Genomic DNA, 25,579 nt, shown 5'->3' with positions numbered 1-25,579 from the left:
GCTCAAGCTCATGACCGTCGCAGCGCCCGACCCCTCGGACCCCCTGGAAGCCGCCACGCAGGCCACGCGCAGCCTCCAGGGCCTGTCCACGGAGCTCACCGCCCGAGTACCGCAGCTCCTGGAGGCCATGCGCTCGGTCGGAACGGGGCTCGAACTCCACTCCACCCTCGACCGGATCTGCGAGACGGCCGCCGAACTCGCCGACGCCCGCTACGCCGCGATCGGGGTCGTCGACGAGGAAGGCGAGGGACTGTCCGACTTCGTCACCTTCGGCGTCGACGAGGACGCGGCCCGCCGGATCGGGCGTCTCCCCGACGGCCACGCCGGGCTGCTCGGCGCGCTCATCCGCGACCCGCAGACGATCCGTCTCGCCGACCTGTCCGCCGATCCCCGCGCGGCCGGCTTCCCGCCGGGGCATCCGCCGATGCGGACCTTCCTCGGCGTACCCATCCGGGTCCAGGGCGAGATCTTCGGCAATCTCTACCTCGCCGAGAAGCACAGCGGCGGCGAGTTCAACGACTACGACGTCCACATGGTCAGGGTGCTCGCCACGGAGGCGGGCATCGCCATCGGCAACGCCCGTCTCTACGAGGCCGCCCGGCAGCGCGAACGGTGGATCGACGGCTCGGTCGCCGTCACCACGGCCCTGCTCTCCGGCGGCGACGCGGACGACGCGCTCACCGTCGTCGCCGAGCAGGCGCGCCGGCTCGCCGACGCGGACGCCGGCATCGTGCTGCTGCCCGCAGAGGAGGGCGGCCTGGAGATCGTCGCCGTGTCCTCGCCCCGCGCCACCAAGTCGCTGGGTGTCGTGATCCCGCCGGAGAGCGCCGTGGTCGAGGAGCTCCTGAAGGGCGAGGCGGTTTTCGTGGCTGACGCCTCGACGGACCCGCGCATGATCAGCCGGCTGACCTCCGCGTACGGCCCGAGCATGATGCTGCCGCTGCAGAGCGGCGGACGGGTCCTCGGCGCGCTCGCCACGCCCCGGGTACGGGGCGCGCGCCCGTTCACGGAGACGGAGCGGACGCTCGCCACGCAGTTCGCCTCGCAGGCGGCGCTCGCGCTGATGATGGCGGACGCGCAGCGGGACAGGGAGCGGCTCGCCGTCTACGAGGACCGTGACCGGATCGCTCGCGACCTGCACGACCTGGTCATCCAGCGGCTCTTCGCCACCGGCATGATGCTGGAGAGCGCCCAGCGGAAGTCGATCGTGCCGGCCGTGCGCGAGGGGGTGGGCAAGGCCGTGGACGAGCTGGACGTGACCATCCAGGAGATCCGTACGGCGATCTTCGCGCTCCAGCAGGGGCCCGCCGAGGCACCCTCGGGGCTGCGCACCCGCGTCCTGCGGGAGATCAACATGGCGGCCGTGCCGCTCGGTTTCAAGCCCGCGCACCGCTTCCTCGGTGTGATCGACTCGGCGGTCGGCGAGCTCACCGGCAAGAACCTCGTCGCCGCTCTGCGCGAGGCCCTCTCGAACGCCTTCCGGCACGCGGAGGCGAGCCGGATCGAGGTCGTCCTCGACGCCACGGTCACGCTGCCGGACGGCTCGGCCGGGGTGCGGCTCTCGGTCGCGGACGACGGCGTCGGCATCCCGGAGGGCGGGCGGCGCAGCGGTCTGCGCAACCTGGCGCGGCGGGCCGAGTCGCTGGGCGGCGCGAGCTGGTGCGGGCCGGGCCTCGGGGAGGACGGCGGCGGCACGACGGTCGTGTGGGAGGCTCCGCTGTAGGCACGGTGTGGCGGCGCCCGCACCTGGCTACGGGGTGACAGCGCCGTGCCTGACCAAAGGGGCGGCAGGTGGGCCTGGCCAAGGGGTGGCAGGTGTCCCTGGGCAAGGGGCGGCCGCAGGCGGGCCCGGCTAAGCGGTGTTCTGGCGCGCCTCCAGCGCCTCCGCCACGAGCCGCTCGATGACGACGGCCACCCCGTCGTCGTTGTTGCCGACCGTGCTGCCGGAGGCGGCCGCGATCACGTCGGGGTGGGCGTTGCCCATCGCGTACGAGCGGCCGGCCCAGCTGAGCATCTCGATGTCGTTGGGCATGTCGCCGAAGGCGGCGACCTCCTCGGCCGTGATGCCGCGCTCGGCGCAGCAGTGGGCCAGGGTCGATGCCTTGGAGACCCCGAGGGCGCTGACCTCCAGGAGAGCCGTGGGGCTGGACCGGGTGAACGAGGCCAGGTCGCCGGCGGCCTCCCTGGCCATCGCCAGGAACGCGTCGGGGTCCATCTCCGGGTGCTGCGCGAGCAGCTTGAGCACCGGGGCGGCGGCGCCGGGCGCCTCCTCGAAGAGGAGTTTCTCGGCCGTGGCGACGGTGGCGCCGGGGTCGAGGAAGAAGGGCGGGTACTCCGGCTCGTAGTGGATACCGGTGGTGAGCTCGACCGCGAAGGAGGTGCCGGGCGCGGCGGCGCGCAGGGCCTGTACGACGTCGAGGGCGACCGGCCGCTCCAGCGGGCGGACCTCCAGGAAGGTGCCTCCCGCGTGGAGGTCGACGACGGCGGCACCGTTGGCGCAGATGGCCAGGCCGTGGCCGTGGACGTGGTCGCTGACGACGTCCATCCAGCGGGCGGGCCGGCCGGTGACGAAGAAGACCTCGATACCGGCCTGCTCCGCCGAGGCGAGCGCGGCGATCGTGCGCTCGGAGACGGATTTGTCGTCGCGCAGGAGCGTGCCGTCGAGGTCGGTGGCGATCAGCCGGGTCGCCGGAGCGGAGGGTCGCGGAGAGCGGGGAGAGGTCACCGCACCATTGTTCCGCACCGAACGCACGGGCGTGCGAAGAGGTGCACATATGAGTACGCGAATTCGGCGTCCCGACCCGTCCCGGAGCGTCCTGATCTGGCCGTAAAACGCTCGTTCGGTTCTCGACCTGGCGGGGAAGACCCCAGGTGAGCTGACGGCATCTCCAGGGGGTGGGGCATGGTCTCGGGCCGGCGTTGCGACGAGTGTGAGGCCTGCGGTGCGCCGTACGGGATATGGATTCAGAGTCTCGGGATGGCGCTCTGCGGGAGCTGCGAGCAGGCCGGAGCGGAACACCCGGCGCGTGAGCCGGTGCTGGTCGGCGACGTCCTGGCGGGGATGACCGAGGCCGTGACGCGCGCCGCCCGCATTGGGAGGGCCGTGCCGGACGCGCGGAGGCCGTCGGCCGCGACCTGTGGCGCGTGCGGGGCCGGCGCCGAGTGGCACCGCACGGTGCGCGGGCGCTGGGTCATGATCGAGCCGGGGGAGCTGCCGACCCGTGTGGTTCCGGCAGGCAGCCGCTGGCGCGTCGCGGGCGACGGTACGGCGGTCAACCTCGGTCCCGCCGTACCGTCCGACACCTGCCGGGTCAGCCACTTCGACGTCTGCCCCGGGCGGCCAGCGCCGACCGGCTCACCGGTCCTGCTGGCCCTGCGGCGCGGGCACGCCCGGCGCGCGACCTGACCACGGGGCGACGGCGAGCTACGACGGGCTACGGCGGTGGCGGGGTGTCGGGTGGCTCAGCCCAGCTGGGCCAGGGCCTCGGTGGCGATCTTCTCGAAGACGGCCTGGTCCGCGGCGAAGTCGGAGTCCGCGATCGGCCAGTGGATCACGAGCTCGGTGAAGCCGAGGTCGCGGTGGGTGCCGGCGAAGTCGACGAAGGCGTCCAGCGACTCCAGCGGACGACCGCGGTCCGGCGTGAAGCCGGTCAGCAGGATCTTGTCGAGCTCGGACACGTCCCGGCCGGTGTCGGCGCACGCCTTGCCGAGCTTTTCGACCTGGCCGCGCAGCGCCTGCACCGACTGCTCCGGGGTGCCCGTCTCGAAGATCTTCGGGTCACCCGTCGTCACCCACGCCTGCCCGTACCGGGCGGCCAGCCGCAGCCCGCGCGGCCCGGTCGCCGCCACCGCGAACGGAAGCCGCGGGCGCTGGACGCAGCCGGGGATGTTCCGGACCTCCTCCGCCGAGTAGAACGTGCCCGGCGCCGTCACCGCGTCCTCGGTGAGGAGGCGGTCGAGCAGCGGCACGAACTCGCCGAACCGGTCGGCCCGCTCCTTCGGCGTCCACGCCTCCTGCCCGAGGGCGGTGGCGTCGAAGCCGTTGCCGCCGGCCCCGATGCCGAGCGTGATCCGGCCCTTGGAGATGTCGTCGAGCGACATCAGCTCCTTGGCGAGGGTCACGGGGTGGCGGAAGTTGGGGGAGGTCACGAGCGTGCCCAGGCGGAGCCGCTCGGTCGCCGTGGCGGCGGCGGTGAGGGTGGGCAGCGCACCGAACCACGGGCCGTCACGGAAGGTGCGCCACGAAAGGTGGTCGTAGGTGTACGCCGTGTGGAACCCCAGCTCCTCGGCGCGCCGCCACTTCTCGCGGCCTCCCTCGTGCCAACGGTCGCGGGGCAGGATCACGGTGCTCAGACGCAGGCTCATGGTTCGAGCCTACGGCGGTCCGCGAAGGATCAGCGGACGCTGCGGTTCATCCACGGGGTGAGCGAGCTGCCCGGGACGAGCTCCTTGTACGTGGTGTCGCCGGGGAGCGGGACGACCAGCCACCAGCCGGGCGGGAAGAACCGGCCCTTCACATGGGCGAGACCGCCGAGGACGGAGCGGAGGAAGGCGGGGACCGCGTCGCGGGGCACATCGGCGAACTCGATGTTCTCGACGGTGATCCGCGCGTCGTCCTCGGGGAAGATCTGCACGGTGAGCGAGGGGGAGCCGCCCAGTTCGACGTACGCCTCGTGCGGCAGGGATCCGTCCGGGTCGAGGACCGCGAAGGCGCCGGAAGAGGTGCGCCGGGAGGTCTGGTCCGCGCCGATGTCGTCGGTCACCGTCATCTCCAGGTGGAACTCCTGGGCGATCTCGCGGATCGCGGTGACGGCCGACTCGGTGGTGGGCAGGTGCGGGTGTGCCATGGGGACGATCATGCCTCAGCCGCCAGTCGGCCGCGGATGTCAGGAGGGAAGGCGGAGGAACTGCGGCGGCACGGCGTCGGTCAGCCAGACCCCGTTGGCGCTGACGTGGAAGACGTGTCCGGCGCGGTGCATGGCGCCGGCGTCGACGCTGAGCACGATCGGCCTGCCGCGCCGGGCGCCGACCCGGGTCGCGGTCTCCCGGTCGGGGGAGAGGTGCACGTGGTGGCGGGCCATGGGGCGCAGCCCCTCCGTGCGGATCGCGGGAAGCCGGTCCGCGACCGTACCGTGGTAGAGGTACGCGGGCGGCTCGGCGACCGGCAGGTCCAGGTCCACCTCGACGGTGTGGCCCTGGCTCGCGCGGATGCGGGTCCCCTCGATCGCGAAGCGCTTCTTGTCGTTGGTCGCGACGACGTGGCCGAGTTCCTCGCGGGTGATCGGGAAGCCGTGCGCGGCCGTCGCCCTCAGGAGCGCGTCGATCTCGGTCCAGCCCTGCGCGTCGAGGACGAGGCCGATGCGCTCGGGCTGGTGGCGCAGATGCTTGGAGAGGTACTTCGACACCTTCACGGTGCGCCGTTCGTCCATTGTTCTCCCATGAAATCGAGTGGGCATGTTTGATCCACAAGCAAAGCCGTTTATCCACAGGCTAGTTGGCGATTCTGTGGACAACACCTCAATTATTTCAGGGCAATTGATGGACTTAGCTGGTTATGACGCCATTTGAGGCAAGGGAGTCCAATGTCCTTTTCCCTACTTCCCGTTCCGTCGCGGCCGTGATGAACGCGGCGACACCGTCGACACCAACCAAGCTCTGTACAGCCCGAACAGTGTCGGCCGGAAGGGCCACCGAGCGGGGCTCTTCACCCTGTGTCGGCGGGGCGTCGGGCGACAGGTGGAGCTGAAGGTGCCGGGTCGCCAACAGGCGCATCGCCCGAGCCAGTTCGGCGTCGACCGTCTGCTGGGCGAGCGGCCGGAGCCGTCGCACCATCGTCGCCGCCTCGGCCGCGTCCGCGTCCGTCGGCGGCCGGTGCTCCAGATAGCGCGCGAAGACGTGCTCGGTCGTGAACTCCAGGAAGCGGGAGGCGATGTGCTCGACCTGATCGCGAAGCTCCCGCAGGTGCCCGGTGATTGCCGGAAGCGGTACCCCGGCCGCGTACAACTCGACGGCCACGGCGAGCTCTTGCGGACTCGGTACGAGGTACTCCTCCGCCTCCCGGTCGGGGAGCCGCTCCAGTACGCCGAGCTCGACGGCCTCCCGGATGGCGTCCTCGTCCGGAGTGCCGCCGAAGCGGGCGTCCAGCTCCGCGCGGGAGATCCGGGCCGCCTCCTCGTCCGTCCACGGCCCCTGGACCTCCGCGACCAGGCCGAGCACGCCGCCGAGGCCCCGGCCGGTGTCCCAGGCCTCCAGGAGCTCCTTGATCGAGGCCAGGGTGTAGCCGCGGTCGAGGAGATCGGCGATCTGGCGAAGCCGGGCGAGGTGCGCGTCCCCGTACACGTTCGACCTGCCGCGCCGCTCGGGGCGGGGCAGCAGTCCGCGGTCCTGGTAGGCGCGGATGGTCCGGACCGTGGCGCCGCTGTGATGCGCGAGGTCCTCGATCCGGTACTCCGGCTGTGCTGATTGCTCGGACAAACCCGCTCCCACCGCCCGCTTCCCGCACCCCGTCGCCGCGGGGCCCCTCCTGGGAGGGATCGTACGACCGCCCGGCCGGATCCCGCCCTCCGCGCCCGTCGGACGCCGAGGGCGGGATCCGCCTACGCGGGCGGCTGCCAGCGGGCGAACGCCCGCAGGACGCCGGGACTCAGCCTGGAAAGGGCGTGTATGCCCCGGGCCTCCGGGGTCACCGGGACGACGGCCCGGTCATGCAGGACCGCCCCCAGGATCGCGTCCGCGACCTTCTCCGGCGGGTAGTTCCGCAGGCCGTAGAGCCGGGACGCCTTCTTCTGGCGCCGGTTCTCCTCCGCCGCGTCCGCGACCCCCGCGAACCGCGTGGTCGCGGTGATGTTGGTGTTGACGATGCCGGGGCAGATCGCGGACACCCCGATGCCCTGGTCGGCCAGTTCGGCGCGCAGGCACTCGCTGAGCATCAGCACGGCCGCCTTCGAGGTGCTGTACGCGGGCAGCGCCCGGGAGGGCTGGAAGGCCGCCGCGGAGGCGGTGTTCACGATGTGCCCGCCCTGGCCGCGCGCGGTCATCTGCGCGCCGAAGATCCTGCACCCGTGGATCACGCCCCACAGATTGACGTCCAGGACCCGCTTCCACTCCTCGCTCGTCGTCTCGAAGAAGGAGCCGGTGAGCCCGATGCCCGCGTTGTTGACCAGGACGTCGACGACTCCGTACTCGCTCGCCACCTTCGCGGCCAGCTTCTCCATCGCCTGCTCGTCGGCGACGTCGGCGGTCTCGCCCCAGGCCTCGGGCGCGCCGATCAGCCGCGCCATCTCGGCCGTACGGCCCGCGCCCTCGGCGTCCCGGTCCACCGCCACGACCCGGGCACCGGCCTCCGCGAACGCGAAGGCGGTGGCCCGCCCGATACCGCTGGCGGCCCCGGTCACCAGGACCAGCTGCCCGCCGAACCGCTCCGCGTACTCGGGCTTCACCCCGCCCTTCGCCGCCGTCGCCGCGACGGGCCGGTGCGGACCCGAGGCCCCGGCCGCCGGTTCCTCGTTGCCCCGGACGAACTCGGCGATCCAGGCCGACAGCTGGTCCGGCCGCGTGCGCGGCACCCAGTGCTTGGCCGGCAGGGTGCGCCGGGTCAGGTCCGGCACCCAGGAGCCCAGGTCGTCGTAGAGCCGCTCGGACAGGAAGGCGTCACCGGTCGGCGTGATCAGCTGCACGGGCGCGTGCGCGTACGCGTCGGGGCGCGGCCTGCCGAGCCGGGCACGGACGTTGTCCCGGTAGAGCCAGGCGCCGTGCGCCGCGTCGCTCGGCAGCGAGGGCGTCGGGTAGTCGCCGGCGGGGACCTTCTCGACCCGCTCCAGGATCTTCGGCCAGCGCTTGCCGAGCGGCCCGCGCCAGGCGAGCTCCGGCAGTACGGGCGTGTGCAGCATGTACACGTACCAGGACTTGGCGCCCTGGCCGAGGAGCTGCCCGACCCGGCGCGGGGTGGGCCTGGCCATCCGCTGCTTGATCCAGTGCCCGAAGTGATCGAGGCTCGGTCCCGACATCGAGGTGAAGGACGCGATCCGCCCCTCGGTGCGCGGGACGGTGGCGAACTCCCAGGACTGCACCGAGCCCCAGTCGTGGCCGACGAGATGGACCGGCCGGTCCGGGCTGACGGCGTCGGCGACCGCGAGGAAGTCGTCCGTCAGTTTCTCCAGGGTGAAGCCGCCGCGCAGCGGGGCCGGGGCCGTCGACCGGCCGTGGCCCCGGACGTCGTACAGCACCACGTGGAACTCCTCGGCCAGCCGGGCCGCGACGTCCGACCAGACCTCCTTGGAATCCGGGTAGCCGTGCACGAGCACCACGGTCGGCCGGTCCGCTTCGCCGAGCTCGGCGACACACAGCTCGACCCCGCCCGTGCGGACCCAGCGCTCCCGCGAGCCCTTGAGTGCCGCACCCTGTCCCGCGCCCGCGCCCGCGGGCCCTGAGCCCTTGAGCCCTGCCATCAGACCGCCCCCTCGTTCCAGCGCCGCACGTGCGGCAGATCGTCGTCCAGCCAGAACGCGCTCTGCTCGGGATCCTTCGAGTCGGTGACGACCAGGATCTCCTCGAACTTCGCGCCCGTACCCCGGAATCCGAGGTGCGGCTCGACCGCCCACAGCCCGGGCACGGGCGGGTGGTCGGAGAACGTGTAAGGCGACCAGAGCGGCGACCAGCCGTCCCGGTGGCCGTGGATCGCGTCGCTCGCGAGGCCCTTGAGTGCCTGCGTGCCGAAGCCGAAGAGCGTCGGCGACCAGCGACGCTCCTTCACCTGGTCGATCTTGTGGGCGATGACGCCGAAGGGATAGGCCCGGTGCCGGTTCGCATAGCCCTGGCGGACCATGAGCCGGTCCACGTCCTCGTATATCTCGCGCAGCGTGCGGCGCTCGCGGACTTCGCGCAGGATCAGATCGCGGTGGTCGCGGAGGTCGTCGAGCAGCTTGTCGTGCAGGGGGTTGAGGCCCAGGCAGCCGCTGTAGCCGATGTCGGCGGTGCGGCCCTTGTAGACCGGCGCCATGTCGAGGATGAACGGCATCCCCGCCTCCAGGCGACGGTTCGTCGGGAAGAACTGCAGGGGGATCTTGAAGTCGACGAAGGCCGTGCGGTCCCCGAACCAGGCGAACGGCCGGTGGAACCAGTCCCGCACCCCGCGCTCGTACAGCCACTCCCGCTGCATCCGGGCGGCCTCGCGCTCCGTGACGCCGGGCTTGAGCTGCGCCGCGACGGCTTCCGCGCACTCGTACGAGAGCCGCTGTACTTCCTTGAATCCCCGCAACTCCGCGGAGAGTTCGCGTGCCACTGCTGAGCCCATGCCATCCGCCGTCCCGTGTGAGCGCCCGATCGCACTACGCGTCCGTAACTTGACACCGATGAATGTGACAATGCCCGGCGGCTGAGTCAAGAGGTCGGACGCCGGCCTGTGGAAAAGGCCGAGCCGCGGCCTGTGGAAAAAGACTTTTGTCGCGACTCCCCTACGGGCTTGTACTCCTATGGTCGGAGAAGGATCGAGCCGTTGGGCTGACGACCGCTGTGGCGCACGCCACTACGGTCGTACCGTGACTGTGATCGCGACCGAAAGCCTCAGCAAGCGGTTCCCCCGGGTGACCGCTCTCGACCGGCTCTCCCTGGACATCGGGCCCGGTGTGACCGGACTGGTGGGTGCCAACGGAGCCGGCAAGTCCACCATGATCAAAATCCTGCTCGGACTCTCCCCCGCCACGGAGGGCCGCGCCGAGGTGCTCGGCCTCGACGTCAGCACCTCCGGTGCGCGGATCCGTGAGCAGGTCGGCTACATGCCGGAGCACGACTGCCTGCCCCCGGACGTCTCGGCCACCGAGTTCGTCGTCCACATGGCGCGGATGTCGGGCCTGCCCGCGACCGCGGCCCGCGAGCGGACCGCCGACACCCTCCGCCACGTCGGCCTGTACGAGGAGCGGTACCGCCCCATAGGCGGCTACTCGACGGGCATGAAGCAGCGGGTGAAGCTCGCGCAGGCCCTCGTCCACGACCCGAAGCTGGTCCTCCTCGACGAGCCGACCAACGGCCTCGACCCGGTCGGCCGCGACGAGATGCTCGGACTGATCCGCCGCGTCTGGACCGACTTCGGCATCTCCGTCCTCGTGACCTCGCACCTCCTCGGTGAGCTGGAGCGCACCTGCGACCACGTCGTCGTCATCGACGGCGGGCAGCTGCTCCGCTCCAGCTCCACCAGCGACTTCACCCGGACCACCACGACGCTCGCGGTCGAGGTCACCGACTCGGACACCCACCCCGACGGCACGGGCGCGCTCCGCGCGGCCCTCACCGAAGCCGGTGTCGTGCTCCACCCGGGTGTGGAGGAAGGCCTGCCGGGCGCCGGCCACATCCTGCTCCTGGAGGCGGCCGGCGAGGAGACGTACGACCTCGTGCGGGACACCGTCGCCGGTCTCGGCCTCGGTCTCGTCCGCATGGAGCAGCGCCGCCACCACATCGCCGAGGTCTTCCGGCCCGAGACGCCCCCGCGGCACGAGGAGGTGCCGGCCCGATGAGCACCCAGCTGCCCCGCCCCTCCCAGGCCGCTCCCGACACGACGCAGATCCACAACATCGGCTACCGGTCCTACGACGGTCCGCGCCTCGGCCGGGCCTACGCGCGCCGGTCGCTCTTCTCGCAGTCCCTGCGCGGTGCCTACGGCCTCGGCCGCAGCGCCAAGTCGAAGGTGCTGCCGATGCTGCTCTTCGCGGTGATGTGCGTCCCGGCGCTGATCATCGTCGCGGTCGCCGTGGTCGCGAAGCAGTCCAAGCTCTCGATCGAGTACACCGAGTACGCGATCTACCTCCAGGTCGTCATCAGCATCTACCTGGCCTCGCAGGCGCCCCAGTCCGTCTCCCGGGACCTCCGGTTCAGGACGGTGCCGCTGTACTTCTCCCGTCCGATCGAGCGCGCGGACTACGTCCTCGCCAAGTTCGGCGCGATGGCCTCGGCGCTCTTCGTCCTGACCGCGTCCCCGCTGCTGATCCTCTGGATCGGCTCGCTGCTCGCGAAGCTGGACTTCGCCGAGCAGACCAAGATGTTCGGCCAGGGGCTCGTCTCCGTGGCCCTGCTCTCGCTGCTCTTCGGCGGCATAGGCCTCGTCATGGCGGCCCTCACGCCGCGCCGCGGCTTCGGCGTCGCCGCCGTCATCGCCGTCCTGACCGTCTCCTACGGCGCGGTGTCCACTCTCATGGGCATCGCCTACGTCACGGAGAACCAGGGCGCCATCCAGTGGCTCGGCCTCTTCTCGCCGATGACCCTCATCGACGGCCTGCAGACCGCCTTCCTCGGCGCGCCCAGCGCCTTCCCCGACGGTGGGGGCCCGGGCGCCGGTGTCGGTGTGGTCTACGTGCTGGTCGTCCTCGCGCTCATCGCCGGCTCGTACGGCATCCTGATGCGCCGCTACCGAAAGGTCGGGCTGTGACCACCCTCCACATCGACCACGTCTCCCGCTGGTTCGGAAACGTCGTGGCCGTGAACGACGTCACGATGTCGGTGGGCCCGGGCGTCACCGGCCTCCTCGGGCCGAACGGCGCCGGGAAGTCCACCCTGATCAACATGATGGGCGGCTTCCTCGACCCCTCCACGGGCAGCGTCACGCTCGACGGACAGAAGATCTGGGGGAACGAGTCCGTCTACCGCCAGATCGGTGTCGTCCCCGAGCGGGAGGCGATGTACGACTTCCTGACCGGTCGCGAGTTCGTCGTGGCCAACGCGGAACTGCAGGGCCTCGGTGCCAAGGAGGCCCAGGAGGCCCTGGCCACGGTCGAGATGGAGTACGCCCAGGACCGCAAGATCTCCACGTACAGCAAGGGCATGCGGCAGCGCGTGAAGATGGCCTCGGCCCTCGTGCACCAGCCGTCCGTGCTCCTCCTGGACGAGCCGTTCAACGGCATGGACCCGCGCCAGCGCATGCAGCTGATGGACCTGCTGAGGCGGATGGGCGCGGAGGGCCGTACGGTCCTCTTCTCCTCGCACATCCTGGAGGAGGTCGAGCAGCTCGCCTCGCACATCGAGGTCATCGTGGCCGGCCGGCACGCGGCCTCCGGCGACTTCCGCAAGATCCGCCGGCTCATGACGGACCGGCCGCACCGCTACCTCGTCCGCTCCAGCGACGACCGGGCGCTGGCCGCCGCGCTGATCGCCGACCCGTCCACGGCCGGGATCGAGGTCGACCATGCGGAGGGCGGACTGCGCGTCCAGGCGGTGGACTTCGGGCGGTTCACGGAGCTGCTGCCCCAGGTCGCGAAGGACCGGGGCATCCGCCTCCTGACGGTCTCGCCCTCGGACGAGTCCCTCGAATCGGTCTTCTCGTACCTCGTCGCGGCCTGAAAGGAGCCTGACCGATGTACAACCCCACAGTCGCCCGGCTCACCTACCGGGCCCTCCTCGGCCGCCGGCGTGCGCTGATCCTCTTCCTGCTGCCCGCCATGCTGGTGCTCATCGCGGCGGCGGTGCGCGGCTTCAACGGCGCGGACGACCAAGTCGCCGCCGACGTCCTGGGCGGCTTCGCGCTGGCCACGATGGTGCCGCTGATCGGTGTGATCGCCGGGACGGGCGCGATAGGGCCGGAGATCGACGACGGCTCGATCGTCTACCTGCTGTCCAAGCCGGTGAAGCGACCCACGATCATCTTCACGAAGCTCATCGTGGCGATCGCCGTCACCATGGTCTTCTCGGCGGTGCCGACGCTGATCGCCGGCTTCGTGCTCAACGGCAACGGCCAGCAGGTCGCGGTGGCGTACACGGTGGCGGCCCTGGTGGCCTCCATCGCCTACAGCGCGATCTTCCTGCTGCTCGGCACGATCAGCCGGCACGCGGTGGTCATCGGCCTGGTGTACGCCCTGGTCTGGGAGACCCTCTTCGGCTCCCTGATCTCCGGCGCCAAGACCCTGAGCGTCCAGCAGTGGTCGCTCGCGCTCGCGGAGAAGGTCACCGGCGACGGTCTGATCGACTCCGAGGTCGGTCTCACCACGGCGACCGTGCTCCTCGCGGCGGTCACGGTCGCGGCGACCTGGTTCGCCGGCCACAAGCTGCGGACGCTGACCCTGGCGGGCGAGGAGTAGGCCCAGGAACGGGACGAGACAGCGGCGGTACGGCTCCGAGGGTCGTCGCCCCGGCTCCGGGAGGCCCACCCCGGAGCCGTACCGCCACCCCTCACCCGCCCACCGCGTGACTCAGACCGTGCGGTTGCGGGCCGCGAGCAGGCCCACGGCGAGGGAGGCCGCGCAGACGCCCAGGACGAGGGAGATCGGCAGCGTCCAGGAGCCGGTGGCCTGGTGCAGGGCGCCGGCGGCCAGCGGGCCCGCCGCGGCGAGCAGATAGCCGACCGTCTGGGCCATCCCCGACAGCCTGGACGCGGTCACCGCGTCCCCCGAGCGCAGCACGATCAGGGTCAGGGCGAGGCCGAGCGCGCCGCCCTGGCCGACGCCGAGCAGCGCCGCCCAGAGCCAGGCGCCCTCGGCCGGTGCGACGAGCAGACCGGTGTAACCGGCCGCGACCAGCGTCGTGACCAGGACGATCAGCGGGCGCTGACTCCGCATCCGGCCCGCGAGGAGGGGCACCGCGAAGGCGCCCACGATCTGGGTCAGGGTGTTGAAGGCGAAGATCACCCCCGCCGTGGAGCGGCTCATCCCGTGGTCGGTGAAGATCGTCGGCATCCAGGCGATCAGGACGTAGGACCAGAGCGACTGGCCGCCCATGAACAGGGTCACCTGCCAGGCAAGCGGCGAGCGCCAGACGCTCACCGGCCCGGCGCCGCCGGCCGCGACGGCCCGTACCTCATGGCCCGTACGCCCCTTGGCGATCAGCACCTGCGGAAGCCATGCGAGCGCCGCGACCCCGGCGAGCAGCGACCAGAAGCCGAGCGAGGCCTCCCAACCGCCGCCGAGGGCCTCCTCCAGCGGCACCGAGGCCGCCGCCGCCACCGTCGCGCCCGCGATCAGCGCGCCCGTGTAGACGGAGGTCATCGCCGCGGCCCGGTCCGGGAAGTCCCGCTTGATCAGTCCCGGCATCAGGACGTTCAGCAGGGCGATCGCCGTGCCGACGAGGATCCCGCCGCCGTACAGCGCGTACACGGACGGCAGCACGCGCACGAGGATGCCGACGCCGAGCAGCAGGAGCGCGGCGAACAGCACCCGCTCCGCGCCGAAGCGGCGGCCCAGCCACGGAGCGACCAGCGCGCCCGCGCCGAGGAAGAGGACCGGGACCGAGGTGACGAGCGAGCTCGCCGTCGAGGAGAGCCCGAAGGCGGCGGAGATCTCGCCGACCAGGGGCGCCACGCTCGCCAGGGCGACCCGCATGTTCAGCGAGGCCAGCACGATCCCGACCAGCAGCACCGCCGGGTGCGCGAGCAACGCGCGCCGGGCGGCGACCCCTTCGGCCGGCCGCAGGACCCCGGCCCCGGCCCCGGCCCCGACCTCGGCCGCGGCCCCGGCGTCGGAGACTCCTGCTCGGACCTCGTCCGCCGTACGTATGTCGGTGCTCATCGGTTCCGGCTCGTCCCGTCGGTCAGGGCCGCCACCGTCTCCCTCGGGACCCGCAGCAGCTCCCGGGCCTGGCGCTCCGCCGCCTCCGGGTCGCCCGCCTCGACCGCCTCCACGAGGGCCTCGTGGGCGTCGATGTCGACGGGCGGCATCTCGCGGTCGCCGAGCGCCTCCACCAGCACCTCGTGCACCTGGGCGGAGAAGAAGCGGTACACCTCGACGAAGGTCGCGTTGTGCGTCGCGCCCACGACCGCCAGGTGGAAGGCGAGGTCGGCGTCCGCGTCCCGGTCGCCCTCCTCCCGCAGCGTGGTCAGGGCCGCCCGCAGTCGCAGCAGGTCGTGGGTGTCCCGGCGTACGGCCGCGAGCCGGGCGGCCTCCGCCTCCAGGGCGACCCGCAGTTCGAGGACGTCCGCGGCACCCGCGTGGCGCACCCCGCGCAGGACGGCGGCCGGGTCGGTGGTCGACCTGACGAAGGTGCCGTTGCCCTGCCGGGACTCCAGGAGACCGGCGTGGACGAGGACCCGGACCGCCTCGCGGACGGTGTTGCGGCCCACGCCGAGCTGCTGCGCGAGCTCGTGCTCGGTGGGGATGCGGTCGCCGACCTCCCACTCCCCGTCCGTGAGCTGCGCGCGCAGTTGTTCCACGACGGAGTCCACCAGCGAGGTCCGCCCCGCCGCCTTGAGTGCCATGCCGTTCCGACCTCTCCATTCGCCCGGTTGCCCAGTCATCCTACAACTGACCGCATGGGGGACACCGGACTACTGTGGGGCCGTACGCGGACCGAACACCCTCACCACCCTCGGGAGTCAGTCATGTCAGACCGCTTCGACGTCGTCGTACTCGGAGCTGGCCCCGGCGGCTACGTCGCCGCCATCCGCGCCGCCCAGCTGGGCAAGCGGGTCGCGGTCGTCGAGGAGAAGTACTGGGGCGGTGTCTGCCTGAACGTCGGCTGCATCCCCACCAAGGCGCTGCTGCGCAACGCCGAACTCGCCCACATCTTCAACCACGAGGCGAAGACCTTCGGCATCAAGGTCGACGGCACCGTCACCTTCGACTACGGCGACGCCTTCCGCCGCAGCCGCTCCGTCGCGGACGGCCGGGTCAAGGGTGTCCACTTCCTCATGAAGAAGAACGGCATCACCGAGTTCAACGGCCGGGGCACCTTCCTCGACGCGAACACCCTCCAGGTGGCCAAGGCCGACGGCACCTCGGAGACGATCACCTTCGACAACTGCATCATCGCGACCGGCGCCACCCCGCGCCTGCTCCCGGGCACGGCCCGCAGCGAGCGCGTCGTGTCGTACGAGGAGCAGATCCTCGCCGAGGACGCCCCGAAGTCGATCGTCATCGCCGGCGCCGGCGCCATCGGCATCGAGTTCGCGTACGTGCTGAACAATTACGGCACGAAGGTCACGATCGTCGAGTTCCTCGACCGGATCGCCCCGCTGGAGGACGAGGAGGTCTCCAAGGAGCTCGCGAAGCAGTACCGCAAGCTCGGCATCGACGTCCTGACCTCCACCCGTGTCGAGGCCATCGACGAGTCCGGCCCGCAGGTCCGCGTCACCGTCACCGGCAAGGACGGCGTCCAGAAGGTCCTGGAGGCCGACAAGGTCCTCCAGGCCATCGGCTTCGCCCCGAACGTCACCGGCTACGGCCTGGAGGCCACCGGTGTCGCGCTGACCGAGCGCGGCGCGATCGACGTCGACGGCCGCTGCCGCACCTCCGTGCCGCACATCTACGCCATCGGTGACGTCACCGCGAAGCTGATGCTCGCGCACACCGCCGAGGCCATGGGCGTCATCGCGGCCGAGACCATCGGGGACGCCGAGACGATGGAGCTCGACTACCCGATGATCCCGCGGGCGACCTACTGCCAGCCGCAGATCGCCAGCTTCGGCTGGACCGAGGCGCAGGCCCGTGAGAAGGGCTTCGACGTCAAGGTCGCCAAGTTCCCCTTCGTGGCGAACGGCAAGGCGCACGGTCTGGGCGACGCCACGGGCTTCGTCAAGATCATCGCCGACGGCACGCACGGTGAGATCATCGGCGCCCACCTGATCGGCCCCGACGTCACCGAGCTGCTGCCCGAGCTGACGCTGGCCCAGCAGTGGGACCTCACCGTCCACGAGGTCGCCCGGAACGTCCACGCGCACCCGACGCTGGGCGAGGCCGTGAAGGAAGCGATTCACGGCATTGCCGGACACATGATCAATTTCTGAGGTTTCTCCCATCTTGGAGTGATAGGCACTGAAAGGTGCCGAGTGAAACCTCTCCGGGTGGCGAACCGTCCCGGCCGATCAGGTCGTGGGTGCGTTCGTCACCCGGTACGCATGTGTGGCTGGCGATCATCGCGTTCACCAGCCTCGTCATCGCGCTCTCCCCCGCGGGCCTGGAGACCTATCTCCTCCACCGCAACAGCAGCAATCTCCACCAGCTCTCGCACCACCCCGTACGGGCCCTGCTCGGCAGCGCGTTCTGGATCGAGGACCCGGCCGACCTCCTGCTGTACGCGGTGCTCTTCGAGGTCCTGCACGCCCCCGTGGAACGCTGGCTCGGCACCGCGAAATGGCTCTTCACCGTCGCGACGGCGCACATCGCGGCGACGCTCATCAGCCAGCAGGTGGTCCTGGCGGCCATCCGGCTCCACGACGTGCCGCGCAGCATGGCGCACGCCGTCGACATCGGGGTCAGCTATGGGCTCGCCGCCTCGGCCGGGATCCTGACCTACCGGCTGGCGCGCCCCTGGCGCCGGCTCTACCTGGCCGGAGTGCTCGCGTTCTTCCTCGTACCGCTCGCCACCGACCGGACGTACACCGACCTCGGCCACGCGATCTCGCTGGCGATCGGCCTCGCCTGCTACCCGCTGACCCGCGGAAAACCAGTCGCTCCCGAACACGGCTCCGGCGCACACTAGTTGTGCGGGAGAAACGGGGGATCTCCCGGAAAGCGGCCGCTTCGAGCGCGCGTGCGTGTGCGTCCGCGCGAGGCCGTGAACCGCGAAGGCCCGCTCCCTTGACGGGGGGCGGGCCTTCGGCGGTTCTCGGAGGGTCAGGCGCTCAGCAGGCGCTCCAGAACGACCGCGATGCCGTCCTCCTCGTTGGAGGCCGTCACCTCGTTCGCCACCGACCGCAGCTCCTCGTGTGCGTTGCCCATCGCGACACCGTGTGCCGCCCAGGCGAACATCGGGATGTCGTTCGGCATGTCGCCGAAGGCGATCGTGTCCGCGGCCTTCACGCCCAGCCGGCGCGCGGCCAGGGAGAGCCCCGTGGCCTTGCTCAGGCCGAGCGGGAGGATCTCCACGATCCCCGGACCCGCCATGACGACGTCCACGAGCCCGCCGACCGTCTCCCGGGAGATCCGCGTCAGCTCGTCGTCGCTCAGCGTCGGGTGCTGGATGTAGAGCTTGGTCAGCGGCGCCGCCCACAGCTCCGCCGGATCCTCGTACGGGACGTACGGCAGGGGCCCCTCCTGGACCCGGTAGCCGGGGCCCATCAGGACCTCGCCCTCCAGGCCGTCGCGACTGGCGGCCACCGCCAGCGGGCCGACCTCCGCCTCGAGCTTGGAGAGGGCGAGTCCGGCGAGCTGCCGGTCCAGGGTCAGCGAGGTCAGCAGCCGGTGCTCACCGGCGTGGTAGACCTGCGCGCCCTGCCCGCACACCGCGATCCCCTCGTAGCCGAGGTCGTCGAGGATGTGCCGCGTCCAGGGCACCGCCCGGCCGGTGACGACGATGTGCGCCGCGCCCGCCTCCGTGACGGCGGCGAGCGCGTCCCGGGTGCGGGCCGAGACGGACTCGTCGGCGCGCAGCAGCGTGCCGTCGAGGTCCGTCGCCACCAGGCGGTAGGGGAAGGGGCTCACTTGGCGATCGGCTCCAGGACCTCACGGCCACCGAGGTAGGGCCGCAGCATCTCCGGGACGCGCACGGAACCGTCGGGCAGCTGGTGGTTCTCCAGGATCGCCACGATCGTGCGCGGTACGGCGCACAGCGTGCCGTTCAGGGTGGCCAGCGGCTGCACGGTCTTCTTGCCGCCCTGCTCGTCGCGCATGCGGACGGAGAGGCGGCGGGCCTGGAAGCTGTCGCAGTTCGAGGCGGAGGTGAGCTCGCGGTACTTGCCCTGGGTCGGGATCCACGCCTCGCAGTCGAACTTGCGGGAGGCGGAGGAGCCGAGGTCGCCGGTGGCGACGTCGATGACCTGGAAGGGCAGCTCCAGGGCGGTCAGCCACTGCTTCTCCCAGTCCAGGAGTCGCTTGTGCTCGTTCTCCGCGTCCTCGGGCGCGACGTACGAGAACATCTCGACCTTGTCGAACTGGTGGACGCGGAAGATGCCGCGGGTGTCCTTGCCGTACGTGCCGGCCTCGCGGCGGAAGCAGGGCGAGAAGCCCGCGTACCGCAGGGGCAGCTTGTCGGCGTCGATGATCTCGTCCATGTGGTACGCGGCGAGGGGGACCTCGGAGGTGCCGACGAGGTAGTAGTCGTCCTTCTCCAGGTGGTACACGTTCTCCGCGGCCTGGCCGAGGAAGCCGGTGCCCTCCATGGCGCGCGGGCGGACCAGCGCCGGGGTCAGCATCGGGATGAAGCCGGCCTCGGTGGCCTGGGCGATCGCCGCGTTGACCAGGGCGAGCTCCAGGAGGGCGCCCACGCCGGTCAGGTAGTAGAAGCGCGAGCCGGAGACCTTGGCGCCCCGCTCGACGTCGATGGCGCCGAGGGCCTCGCCCAGCTCCAGGTGGTCCTTGGGCTCGAAGCCCTCGGCCGCGAAGTCGCGGATGGTGCCGTGCGTCTCCAGGACGACGAAGTCCTCCTCGCCGCCGACCGGGACGTCCGTGTGGACGATGTTCCCGAGCTGGAGCAGGAGCCGCTTGGCCGTCTCGTCGGCCTCGTTCTGCTCGGCCTCGGCGGCCTTGACGTCGGTCTTGAGCTGTTCCGCCTTCTGCAGGAGCTCGGCGCGCTCCTCGGGCGTGGCCCTGGGGATCAGCTTTCCGAGCGCCTTCTGCTCGGATCGGAGCTCGTCGAAGCGGACGCCGGACGACCTGCGCCGCTCATCGGCGGAGAGCAGGGCGTCGACGAGCGCGACGTCCTCTCCACGGGCGCGCTGGGAGGCGCGAACACGGTCGGGGTCCTCACGGAGCAGGCGAAGGTCAATCACCCCACCAGGCTACCGGTGCCCGCTTGCGCGCCCCCACCGGATAAGGTCGCGCGTGTTGTTTTGCCCGAATTGCCGCTCCAGGAAAAGCGGACCGCGGGCCGCCGCATTTACTTATCCACAGGCTGTGTGGAAGTTCTGTGGACTACGGGGACGATCACGGGGATTCCTCGCCACGGACCTGGCAATTCCGTGATCAAACGTCATTCGCCCACTCATTCGGGTGGGAAATGCTCGCTCCAAAGAGTTGATCCCCGGAAACACGGTGACGAACGCGTCATCTGCGCACTGTGGACGACCGAGGCGGGGCCGGGGAGCGACTGGGGGGATTTGTCGACCATGTCGGATTGTGATGTCGACTTGTCCCCAGGGCGAGTCATGCCCTGTGGATAACCTCTGTGGGTAACTGAAAAGTATGCAGGTAGGACTAGTTGTTCGTACCTGTGGACGACCGCTCCGGGCGGCGGGAGCGGTCGGTCAGTATCGGGTCAGGCCCGACCGTCCTGGGCCCTCGCGAGCCAGTCGGAGGCCTCCGTGAACTCCACGTCCGAAGTCCCACGCCGCAGCGGCGACACGTCCTCGATCGCGACGCCCGCCCGCGGGTACGAGCCGAGGAAGCGGATCTTGGGGCACATCCGCTTGAGCCCCATCAGTGCCTCGCCCACCCGGCGGTCCGAGATATGTCCCTCGGCGTCCACGGCGAAGCAGTAGTTCCCGATCCCCGCTCCCGTGGGCCGGGACTGGATCAGCATCAGGTTCACCCCGCGCACCGCGAATTCCTGGAGCAGTTCGAGGAGGGCACCCGGATGATCGTCACCCAGCCACAGCACCACCGAGGTCTTGTCCGCGCCGGTCGGAGCCGCCGGCCGGGCCGGCCGGCCCACGAGCACGAACCGTGTCTCGGCGTTCTCCGCGTCGTGGATCTCGGTGACGAGCGGCTCGAGACCGTACGTCGCCGCCGCGAACTCGCCCGCGAAGGCGGCGTCGAAGCGGCCCTCCTGGACCAGTCGGGCCCCGTCCGCGTTGGAAGCGGCCGACTCCCACAGGGCGTCGGGGAGGTGCGCCCGCAGCCAGTTCCTGACCTGCGGCTGGGCCACGGGATGGCCCGTGACCGTCTTGATCTCCGAGAGCTTGGTCCCGGGCCGCACGAGCAGCGCGAAGGCGATCGGCAGCAGCACCTCGCGGTAGATCGTCAGCGGTTCGCCGGAGGCCAGCTCGTCCAGCGTCGCGGTCACCCCGCCCTCGACCGAGTTCTCGATCGGTACGAGCGCGGCGGCGGCCTCCCCGTTCCGTACGGCGTCGAGCGCGGCCGGGACCGAGACCATCGGGATGAGCTCCCGGGTCGCGGCCTCGGGCAGCGTACGCAGCGCGGCCTCAGTGAAGGTGCCTTCGGGGCCGAGGTACGTGAACCGGGTGGCGGACATACCGTCACCCTAATGGTCGCCGGGCGCGCCGGCCGCCTGCCCGAGGGGTTACGCCTCCAGGAGTCGCTGGCCCACGTACTCGCCCTCGGCGGGGCCGCCCGGGACCGCGAAGAGGCCGCTCGACTCGTGCCGGATGAATGCGGACAGCGCGTCGCCCCGGTCGAGCTTGCGCTGCACCGGGACGAATCCCCGGAACGGATCGGCCTGCCAGCAGATGAAGAGGAGCCCGGCGTCCGGTGTCCCGTCCGGGCCGATCCCGTCGTGGAAGGAGAAGGGCCTGCGGAGCATCGCCGCCCCGCCGTTCTGTTCGGGGGCGGAGATCCGGGAGTGGGCGTTGTCCGGGATGACCAGCTTCCCGTCCGGCCCGAACTTGTTCAGGTCGAGTTCGGTGGTCTCTCTGCCGCCGGTGAGCGGCGCACCGTCGGACTTCCGGCGGCCGATCACCTTCTCCTGCCCGTCGAGCGGGAGCTTCTCCCAGTCGTCGAGCAGCATCCGGATCCGCCGCACCACCGCGTACGAACCCCCGGCCATCCAGTCCTGGGCGCCGGTGGCCCCGGCCGGGACGAAGATCCGCCGGTCGAAGTCGGGCTCCGTGGGCTTCGGGTTGCCCGTGCCGTCGACCTGACCCATGAGGTTGCGCGCGGTCATCGGCTTCGCGGTGGCGCCGGCCGAGCGGTTGAAGCCGTTCATCTGCCAGCGCACCCGGGCCGCGTCGCCCGCGTCCTTCTGGACGGCCCGCAGGGCGTGGAAGGCGACGAGCGCGTCGTCGGCGCCGATCTGCACCCACAGGTCGCCCTCGGAGCGCCGGGGATCGAGCGCGTCGGAGGAGAAGGCGGGCAGAGGGTCGAGCTGGTCGGGGCGGCGCGAGGTCAGCCCAGTGCGATCGAAGAACGTACGGCCGAAGCCGAAGGTGACCGTCAGGGAGGAGGGACCTGCGTCGAGCGCGATGCCCGTGTCCTCGGCCGGGGCCTTCCCCGCCATCAGGACCTTCGCCGTGGCCGACCAGCGGCGCAGCAGGGCCATGGCCTCCTTGCGCCCGGCACCCGGTGCGAGATCGAAGGCGATCAGATGGCCGCGGGACTGAAGGGGCTCGGTGATGCCGGCCTGATGTTTCCCGTGAAACATCACCTCGGTCGCGCCGACGGAGGTCAGGGCCTGCGGCCCGCCCGCGCCGGAGCCCCCCGCAGTGTCGTCGCCCGACACCGCCGAGGAGATCCCGACGCCGCCCGCCGCGCCGATGACGAGTCCGGTCGCACCCGCGGCACCGACGGTGCCGAGCAGCCGCCGTCGGGAGATCTCCACAGGGTTGTCGTCGCGGTTGCTGTCGCTGTTGCCGCTGTTGTCGCTCTCGGTCACGAGGGTCAGCCGATCTTCACGTTCTTGTCGATGGTGGTCTGGTCGATGTCGGAGGTGCGGACGGTCACCTGGATCTTCCACTCGCCGGGCATCGGGATCTGGACGCCGTTCGCGCTCCAGTGTCCGGTCTGGATGCGGTCGGGGGCGACGGGCAGCGGGCCGACGTCCTTGGCCTCCAAGGTGAAGGCGACCTTGACCTCGGGGACGTCCAGAGGCTTGCCGTTGGGGCGCTCGACGAAGAGGTGGAGAGCGTTGGCGCCGGTGCGGCCGGGGTCGAGGCTGAGACGGACGACGCCCTTGCCGTCGACGCCGCCGGTGTCGAAGGGCAGCCGGATGTCCACGGGGCGGTCGGGCACGGCGGCCGAGCCGGCGGTGGAGCCGGTCCGGCCGGCCTCCTCCTCGGTGCGGCCGGGCTCGGTGGAGGTGAGGACGGTGGTCACGGCGAGGAGGACCACGGCGACTGCGGCCTCGGTCAGCACCGAGCGGCGAAGACCCGTCCGCTCGGGGTCTGCGTCCCGCTCCCGCTTGCGGCGGGCGGTGGCGACGGCGGCGCGCTGCCGGGCGAGCTGAGCGGCTCGTACGGGGTCGGTCCCGGAGGCGGTTCCGGTTCCGGCCTCGGTCTCGGAGGCGGTTCCGGTCTCGGCTTCGGTCTCGGAGGCGGTTCCGGTCTCGGCTTCGGCTTCGGCCTCGGAGGTTGCTTCGGTCTCGGAGGGTGCCGGGTCGGCGAGGCGCTGGGTCCAGCGGCGCGAGATCCAGGCGATGCCGAGGAGCACGGCCAGCAGGCCGATCTTGACCAGCAGCAGCTGCCCGTAGCGGGTGTCGGTCAGCGCGGACCAGGAGCCGAGCTGGCGCCAGGACTGGTAGAGGCCGGTGGCCGCGAGGACGAGCACGGAGCCGAAGGCGACCTTCGAGAAGCGCTCCACCGCCGAGCGTTCGACGGAGGGGGCCCGGTAGAGGGCGACGAGCAGCACCGTGAGTCCGCCGAGCCAGGCGGCGACGGCCAGCAGGTGCAGGATGTCGACGGGCATCGCGATGCCGGGCTGGATGCCGGTCGAGGCGTGCTCGGCCAGCGCCCAGGTACCGGCGATCCCCGCGGCGACGACGGTGCCGCCGAGGCCGAGGCCGAAGGTGAGGTCCTTGCGCTCCTTCGGGTCGGTGCGGCGGGTGTAGGAGCCGAAGAGGACAGCGACGAAGAGCGCCGCGGCGCCGAGCAGCAGCAGACGGGAGGTGAGCGCGGCCCCGGTCTTGGTCTCCAGGACGGACTTCAGGCCCGCCAGGTCGAAGGCGTCGGAGAGCTCGCCGGAGCCGGTGTACGGGTTGCGGAGGAGGAGCATCGCCAGCGTGGCGACCGTGAGGGTCAGCCAGGCCCGGACCACGGTCCGCTGGACCGGGCGGACGCCCGCCCCGCGCGGCCAGCAGACCAGGACGAAGGCGCCACCGCCGACGAGGACGGCGAAGGAGGCGTACGAGAGGTAGCGCGCGATGCCGTACAGGGCGCCGACGAGTCCGCCGCCGGCGTTCGACTCGGGCAGTGCGACGGAGGTGGCGGAAGGAGCACCGATGGAGAAGGTGAAGGCGCCGGCGATCGGGTGGCTGTCGGCGGACACGGTCTGCCAGGCCACGGTGTACGTACCGTCCGGCAGTCCGGCGCGGAGCCCGACTCCGTACCGGACAATGGCACCGCTGCACAGGTCGCGTATCTCGCCGGTGTCGGCCCGCCGTCCCGCCGGGTCGAGAACCCGGATCGAGTCGGCGCTCATGGCGACCTGTTCGGAGAAGGTCAGGTTGACCTCCTTGGGAGCGGTGGCGACCACCGCCCCGTCCCTCGGGTCGCTTCCGGTGAGCGCCGCGTGCGCGGAGGCGGGGGCGGCGCCGGCCAGCAGCGTGCCGAGCAGCGCGGCCGCCAGGATCAGCAGCCGGGCCACGGCAGTACCGAGGCGCGGGGCGGTGGTTGTCATCTCTGTGTCACTCCGTCAACGAGCTCAGTGCTGCCGCGGGTTGTGGTTGGCTGCCTCGACGGGAACGTCGACCTTGATGGGGTCGGACTTCTCGAAGTGGAGCTCGATGCCGACCTTCTCGCCCTGCTTGGGCTTCTTCTTCAGCTCCATGAACATGATGTGGTTGCCACCGCGTTCGAGCTTCAGCTCCCCGTTCGCGGGGATGTCGAAGGACTTCACCTCCACCATCTTCTGGTCCTTCGTCTCGTGGATCGTGACGTCGTCCGAGAGGGGGCTGGTGACGGAGGTGAGCTTGTCCGCCGCTCCGCCGGCGTTGGTGATGGTGAGGAAGCCACCGGCCATGTCCATCACGGGCTGCGGCATGAACGCACCGCTGACCTTCAGCTCGGGCTTGTCGCCGTCGGACGAGCACCCGGTCAGCGCGAGCGAGGCGGCGAGGGCGACGGCGGCGGTCAGGGCGGTGGTGCGGCGGTTCACGGGTTCTCCCCCTTGATGAGCTTCGGCAGGTCCTTGGCGTACTCCTCGACGGTCGTGTCCTCGCCGTACAGGACGTAGCCCTGGTCGGTGGTGGGCGAGAAGGCGATCACCTGGGCGCCGTGCATGGAGATGACCTTGTCGCCCTCCTTCTTGGGCGGGTCGATGCCGATGCCGATCGAGCGGGCGCCCGCCTGGATGGCGGAGAAGTCGCCGGTGAGACCGGTGAAGGTGGGGTCGCCGGCGGCGGGCAGCCACTTGGCGAGCTCGGCCGAGGTGTCACGCTCGGGGTCGGTGGTGACGAAGACGACCTGGAGCTTGTCCTGGTCGGCCTTGGGGAGCTCCCTCTTGGCGAGGGCGATGTTGCTCATCGTCATGGGGCAGACGTCGGGGCAGTGCGTGTAGCCGAAGTAGATGAGCGTCAGCTTGCCCTTGGTCCGCTCTCGCAGGTCGTACTTCTGGCCCTTGGTGTCGGTGAGGACGAGCGAGGGCTTGGTGAACGGCCGGTCGAGGACGGTGGCGGCCTTGGTGGAGTCCTCGGCGCCGGAGACCTCGGCGACCGAGCTGGAGCCCGTGCCGGAGGCCTTGTCGTCGTTGCCGCCGAGGCCGACGGCCGCGGTGATGCCGAGCGCGGCGACGATCGCGACCGCGGCGACGATCAGCGGGGTGCGCCGTCCGGGGCGGGCCGTGCCCGACCCGGACGTCTTCTCTTGAGACATGGTGTTTCTTTCGGTTCTCGGGTGAGGGTGCGGCCG

24 protein-coding genes are annotated in these 25,579 nt (G+C 71.2%); 8 read left to right on the top strand and 16 right to left on the bottom strand.

All coding sequences use genetic code 11. The annotated features are described in order from the left end of the window. Positions 1 to 10: 10 nt before the first annotated feature. Positions 11 to 1,723 (top strand): GAF domain-containing sensor histidine kinase, encoded by a 1,713-nt coding sequence (locus DEJ46_RS19515; RefSeq protein ID WP_150268172.1) that lies wholly within the window; start codon positions 11 to 13, stop codon positions 1,721 to 1,723. 129 nt (positions 1,724 to 1,852) lie between these two features. On the opposite strand, the gene DEJ46_RS19510 is transcribed toward DEJ46_RS19515, so the two are convergent. Further along, on the bottom strand, positions 1,853 to 2,725 hold the full coding sequence (locus tag DEJ46_RS19510) for a Cof-type HAD-IIB family hydrolase (protein WP_150268170.1): 873 nt from the start codon (positions 2,723 to 2,725) through the stop codon (positions 1,853 to 1,855). A 252-nt stretch (positions 2,726 to 2,977) separates the two neighbouring features. Here DEJ46_RS19510 and DEJ46_RS19505 point away from each other — a divergent pair, with 252 nt between their 5' ends. Next, on the top strand, positions 2,978 to 3,406 hold the full coding sequence (locus DEJ46_RS19505; RefSeq protein WP_150268169.1) for a DUF6083 domain-containing protein: 429 nt from the start codon (positions 2,978 to 2,980) through the stop codon (positions 3,404 to 3,406). Positions 3,407 to 3,462: 56 nt separating this feature from the next. Here the strand turns inward: DEJ46_RS19505 and DEJ46_RS19500 are convergent, their stop codons facing one another. The 6 genes from DEJ46_RS19500 to DEJ46_RS19475 form a co-directional block, all read right to left on the bottom strand. After that, the gene (locus DEJ46_RS19500) at positions 3,463 to 4,365 is read right to left on the bottom strand and encodes an LLM class flavin-dependent oxidoreductase (protein WP_150268167.1); all 903 of its coding nucleotides are present in this window, start codon (positions 4,363 to 4,365) and stop codon (positions 3,463 to 3,465) included. Positions 4,366 to 4,394: 29 nt separating this feature from the next. After that, positions 4,395 to 4,847, bottom strand: a complete 453-nt coding sequence (locus tag DEJ46_RS19495) for a hypothetical protein (protein WP_150268165.1) — start codon at positions 4,845 to 4,847, stop codon at positions 4,395 to 4,397. Positions 4,848 to 4,886: 39 nt separating this feature from the next. Further along, complete coding sequence (locus DEJ46_RS19490) at positions 4,887 to 5,429, bottom strand: RNA 2'-phosphotransferase (protein ID WP_150268163.1); 543 nt, start codon at positions 5,427 to 5,429, stop codon at positions 4,887 to 4,889. 115 nt (positions 5,430 to 5,544) lie between these two features. After that, complete coding sequence (locus DEJ46_RS19485) at positions 5,545 to 6,474, bottom strand: MerR family transcriptional regulator (protein ID WP_150268160.1); 930 nt, start codon at positions 6,472 to 6,474, stop codon at positions 5,545 to 5,547. Between the two features lie 122 nt (positions 6,475 to 6,596). Continuing rightward, a complete protein-coding gene (locus DEJ46_RS19480; RefSeq protein WP_150268158.1) occupies positions 6,597 to 8,447 on the bottom strand; it encodes an SDR family oxidoreductase in 1,851 nt (616 codons plus the stop codon). Beyond that, positions 8,447 to 9,292: a M24 family metallopeptidase gene (locus tag DEJ46_RS19475; protein WP_190622753.1), complete on the bottom strand. Its 846-nt coding sequence runs from the start codon at positions 9,290 to 9,292 to the stop codon at positions 8,447 to 8,449. The genes DEJ46_RS19480 and DEJ46_RS19475 overlap by 1 nt, the downstream gene beginning before the upstream one ends. Positions 9,293 to 9,542: 250 nt before the next feature. Here DEJ46_RS19475 and DEJ46_RS19470 point away from each other — a divergent pair, with 250 nt between their 5' ends. Genes DEJ46_RS19470 through DEJ46_RS19455 form a run of 4 tightly spaced genes read left to right on the top strand, consistent with a single transcriptional unit; the run spans position 9,543 to position 13,058 of the window. After that, positions 9,543 to 10,508, top strand: coding sequence for an ABC transporter ATP-binding protein (locus DEJ46_RS19470; protein ID WP_150274571.1), 966 nt, complete (start codon positions 9,543 to 9,545; stop codon positions 10,506 to 10,508). After that, positions 10,505 to 11,416 (top strand): ABC transporter permease, encoded by a 912-nt coding sequence (locus DEJ46_RS19465; protein WP_150268155.1) that lies wholly within the window; start codon positions 10,505 to 10,507, stop codon positions 11,414 to 11,416. Before DEJ46_RS19470 ends, DEJ46_RS19465 begins: the two co-directional genes overlap by 4 nt. Then, the gene (locus tag DEJ46_RS19460) at positions 11,413 to 12,324 is read left to right on the top strand and encodes an ABC transporter ATP-binding protein (protein ID WP_150268153.1); all 912 of its coding nucleotides are present in this window, start codon (positions 11,413 to 11,415) and stop codon (positions 12,322 to 12,324) included. The genes DEJ46_RS19465 and DEJ46_RS19460 overlap by 4 nt, the downstream gene beginning before the upstream one ends. Before the next feature lie 14 nt (positions 12,325 to 12,338). Further along, a complete protein-coding gene (locus DEJ46_RS19455; protein ID WP_150268151.1) occupies positions 12,339 to 13,058 on the top strand; it encodes an ABC transporter permease in 720 nt (239 codons plus the stop codon). Positions 13,059 to 13,169: 111 nt separating this feature from the next. Here the strand turns inward: DEJ46_RS19455 and DEJ46_RS19450 are convergent, their stop codons facing one another. Beyond that, positions 13,170 to 14,480 (bottom strand): CynX/NimT family MFS transporter, encoded by a 1,311-nt coding sequence (locus DEJ46_RS19450; RefSeq protein ID WP_150268148.1) that lies wholly within the window; start codon positions 14,478 to 14,480, stop codon positions 13,170 to 13,172. Then, entirely contained in the window at positions 14,477 to 15,166 is a 690-nt protein-coding gene (locus DEJ46_RS19445; RefSeq protein WP_150268146.1) for a FadR/GntR family transcriptional regulator, read from the bottom strand. Before DEJ46_RS19445 ends, DEJ46_RS19450 begins: the two co-directional genes overlap by 4 nt. A gap of 123 nt (positions 15,167 to 15,289) precedes the next feature. Between DEJ46_RS19445 and lpdA the strand changes: the two genes are divergently transcribed. Both lpdA and DEJ46_RS19435 read left to right on the top strand, forming a co-directional pair. Further along, a complete protein-coding gene (gene lpdA, locus DEJ46_RS19440) occupies positions 15,290 to 16,693 on the top strand; it encodes a dihydrolipoyl dehydrogenase (RefSeq protein WP_024760475.1) in 1,404 nt (467 codons plus the stop codon). Between the two features lie 35 nt (positions 16,694 to 16,728). Continuing rightward, on the top strand, positions 16,729 to 17,388 hold the full coding sequence (locus tag DEJ46_RS19435; protein ID WP_150268145.1) for a rhomboid-like protein: 660 nt from the start codon (positions 16,729 to 16,731) through the stop codon (positions 17,386 to 17,388). 134 nt (positions 17,389 to 17,522) lie between these two features. Here the strand turns inward: DEJ46_RS19435 and DEJ46_RS19430 are convergent, their stop codons facing one another. The 7 genes from DEJ46_RS19430 to DEJ46_RS19400 all read right to left on the bottom strand — a co-directional run bounded on the left by DEJ46_RS19430 (position 17,523) and on the right by DEJ46_RS19400 (position 25,543). Then, on the bottom strand, positions 17,523 to 18,329 hold the full coding sequence (locus DEJ46_RS19430; protein WP_150268143.1) for an HAD family hydrolase: 807 nt from the start codon (positions 18,327 to 18,329) through the stop codon (positions 17,523 to 17,525). Then, the gene (gene serS / locus DEJ46_RS19425; RefSeq protein WP_150268141.1) at positions 18,326 to 19,615 is read right to left on the bottom strand and encodes a serine--tRNA ligase; all 1,290 of its coding nucleotides are present in this window, start codon (positions 19,613 to 19,615) and stop codon (positions 18,326 to 18,328) included. The genes DEJ46_RS19430 and serS overlap by 4 nt, the downstream gene beginning before the upstream one ends. A gap of 485 nt (positions 19,616 to 20,100) precedes the next feature. Further along, positions 20,101 to 21,036, bottom strand: coding sequence for a prephenate dehydratase (pheA, locus tag DEJ46_RS19420; RefSeq protein ID WP_150268139.1), 936 nt, complete (start codon positions 21,034 to 21,036; stop codon positions 20,101 to 20,103). 48 nt (positions 21,037 to 21,084) lie between these two features. Then, the gene (efeB, locus tag DEJ46_RS19415; protein WP_223834813.1) at positions 21,085 to 22,392 is read right to left on the bottom strand and encodes an iron uptake transporter deferrochelatase/peroxidase subunit; all 1,308 of its coding nucleotides are present in this window, start codon (positions 22,390 to 22,392) and stop codon (positions 21,085 to 21,087) included. 5 nt (positions 22,393 to 22,397) lie between these two features. Next, complete coding sequence (locus tag DEJ46_RS19410) at positions 22,398 to 24,350, bottom strand: copper resistance protein CopC (protein WP_150268137.1); 1,953 nt, start codon at positions 24,348 to 24,350, stop codon at positions 22,398 to 22,400. A gap of 24 nt (positions 24,351 to 24,374) precedes the next feature. After that, the gene (locus DEJ46_RS19405) at positions 24,375 to 24,827 is read right to left on the bottom strand and encodes a copper chaperone PCu(A)C (RefSeq protein ID WP_150268135.1); all 453 of its coding nucleotides are present in this window, start codon (positions 24,825 to 24,827) and stop codon (positions 24,375 to 24,377) included. After that, complete coding sequence (locus DEJ46_RS19400) at positions 24,824 to 25,543, bottom strand: SCO family protein (RefSeq protein ID WP_150268133.1); 720 nt, start codon at positions 25,541 to 25,543, stop codon at positions 24,824 to 24,826. The genes DEJ46_RS19405 and DEJ46_RS19400 overlap by 4 nt, the downstream gene beginning before the upstream one ends. Positions 25,544 to 25,579 lie beyond the last annotated feature (36 nt).

The sequence above is a fragment of the Streptomyces venezuelae genome (assembly GCF_008642375.1).
Taxonomy (GTDB): Bacteria; Actinomycetota; Actinomycetes; order Streptomycetales; family Streptomycetaceae; genus Streptomyces; species Streptomyces venezuelae_G.
Note: the sequence above shows the minus strand (reverse complement) of the source record. Positions and strands in the feature narration are given on the sequence as shown.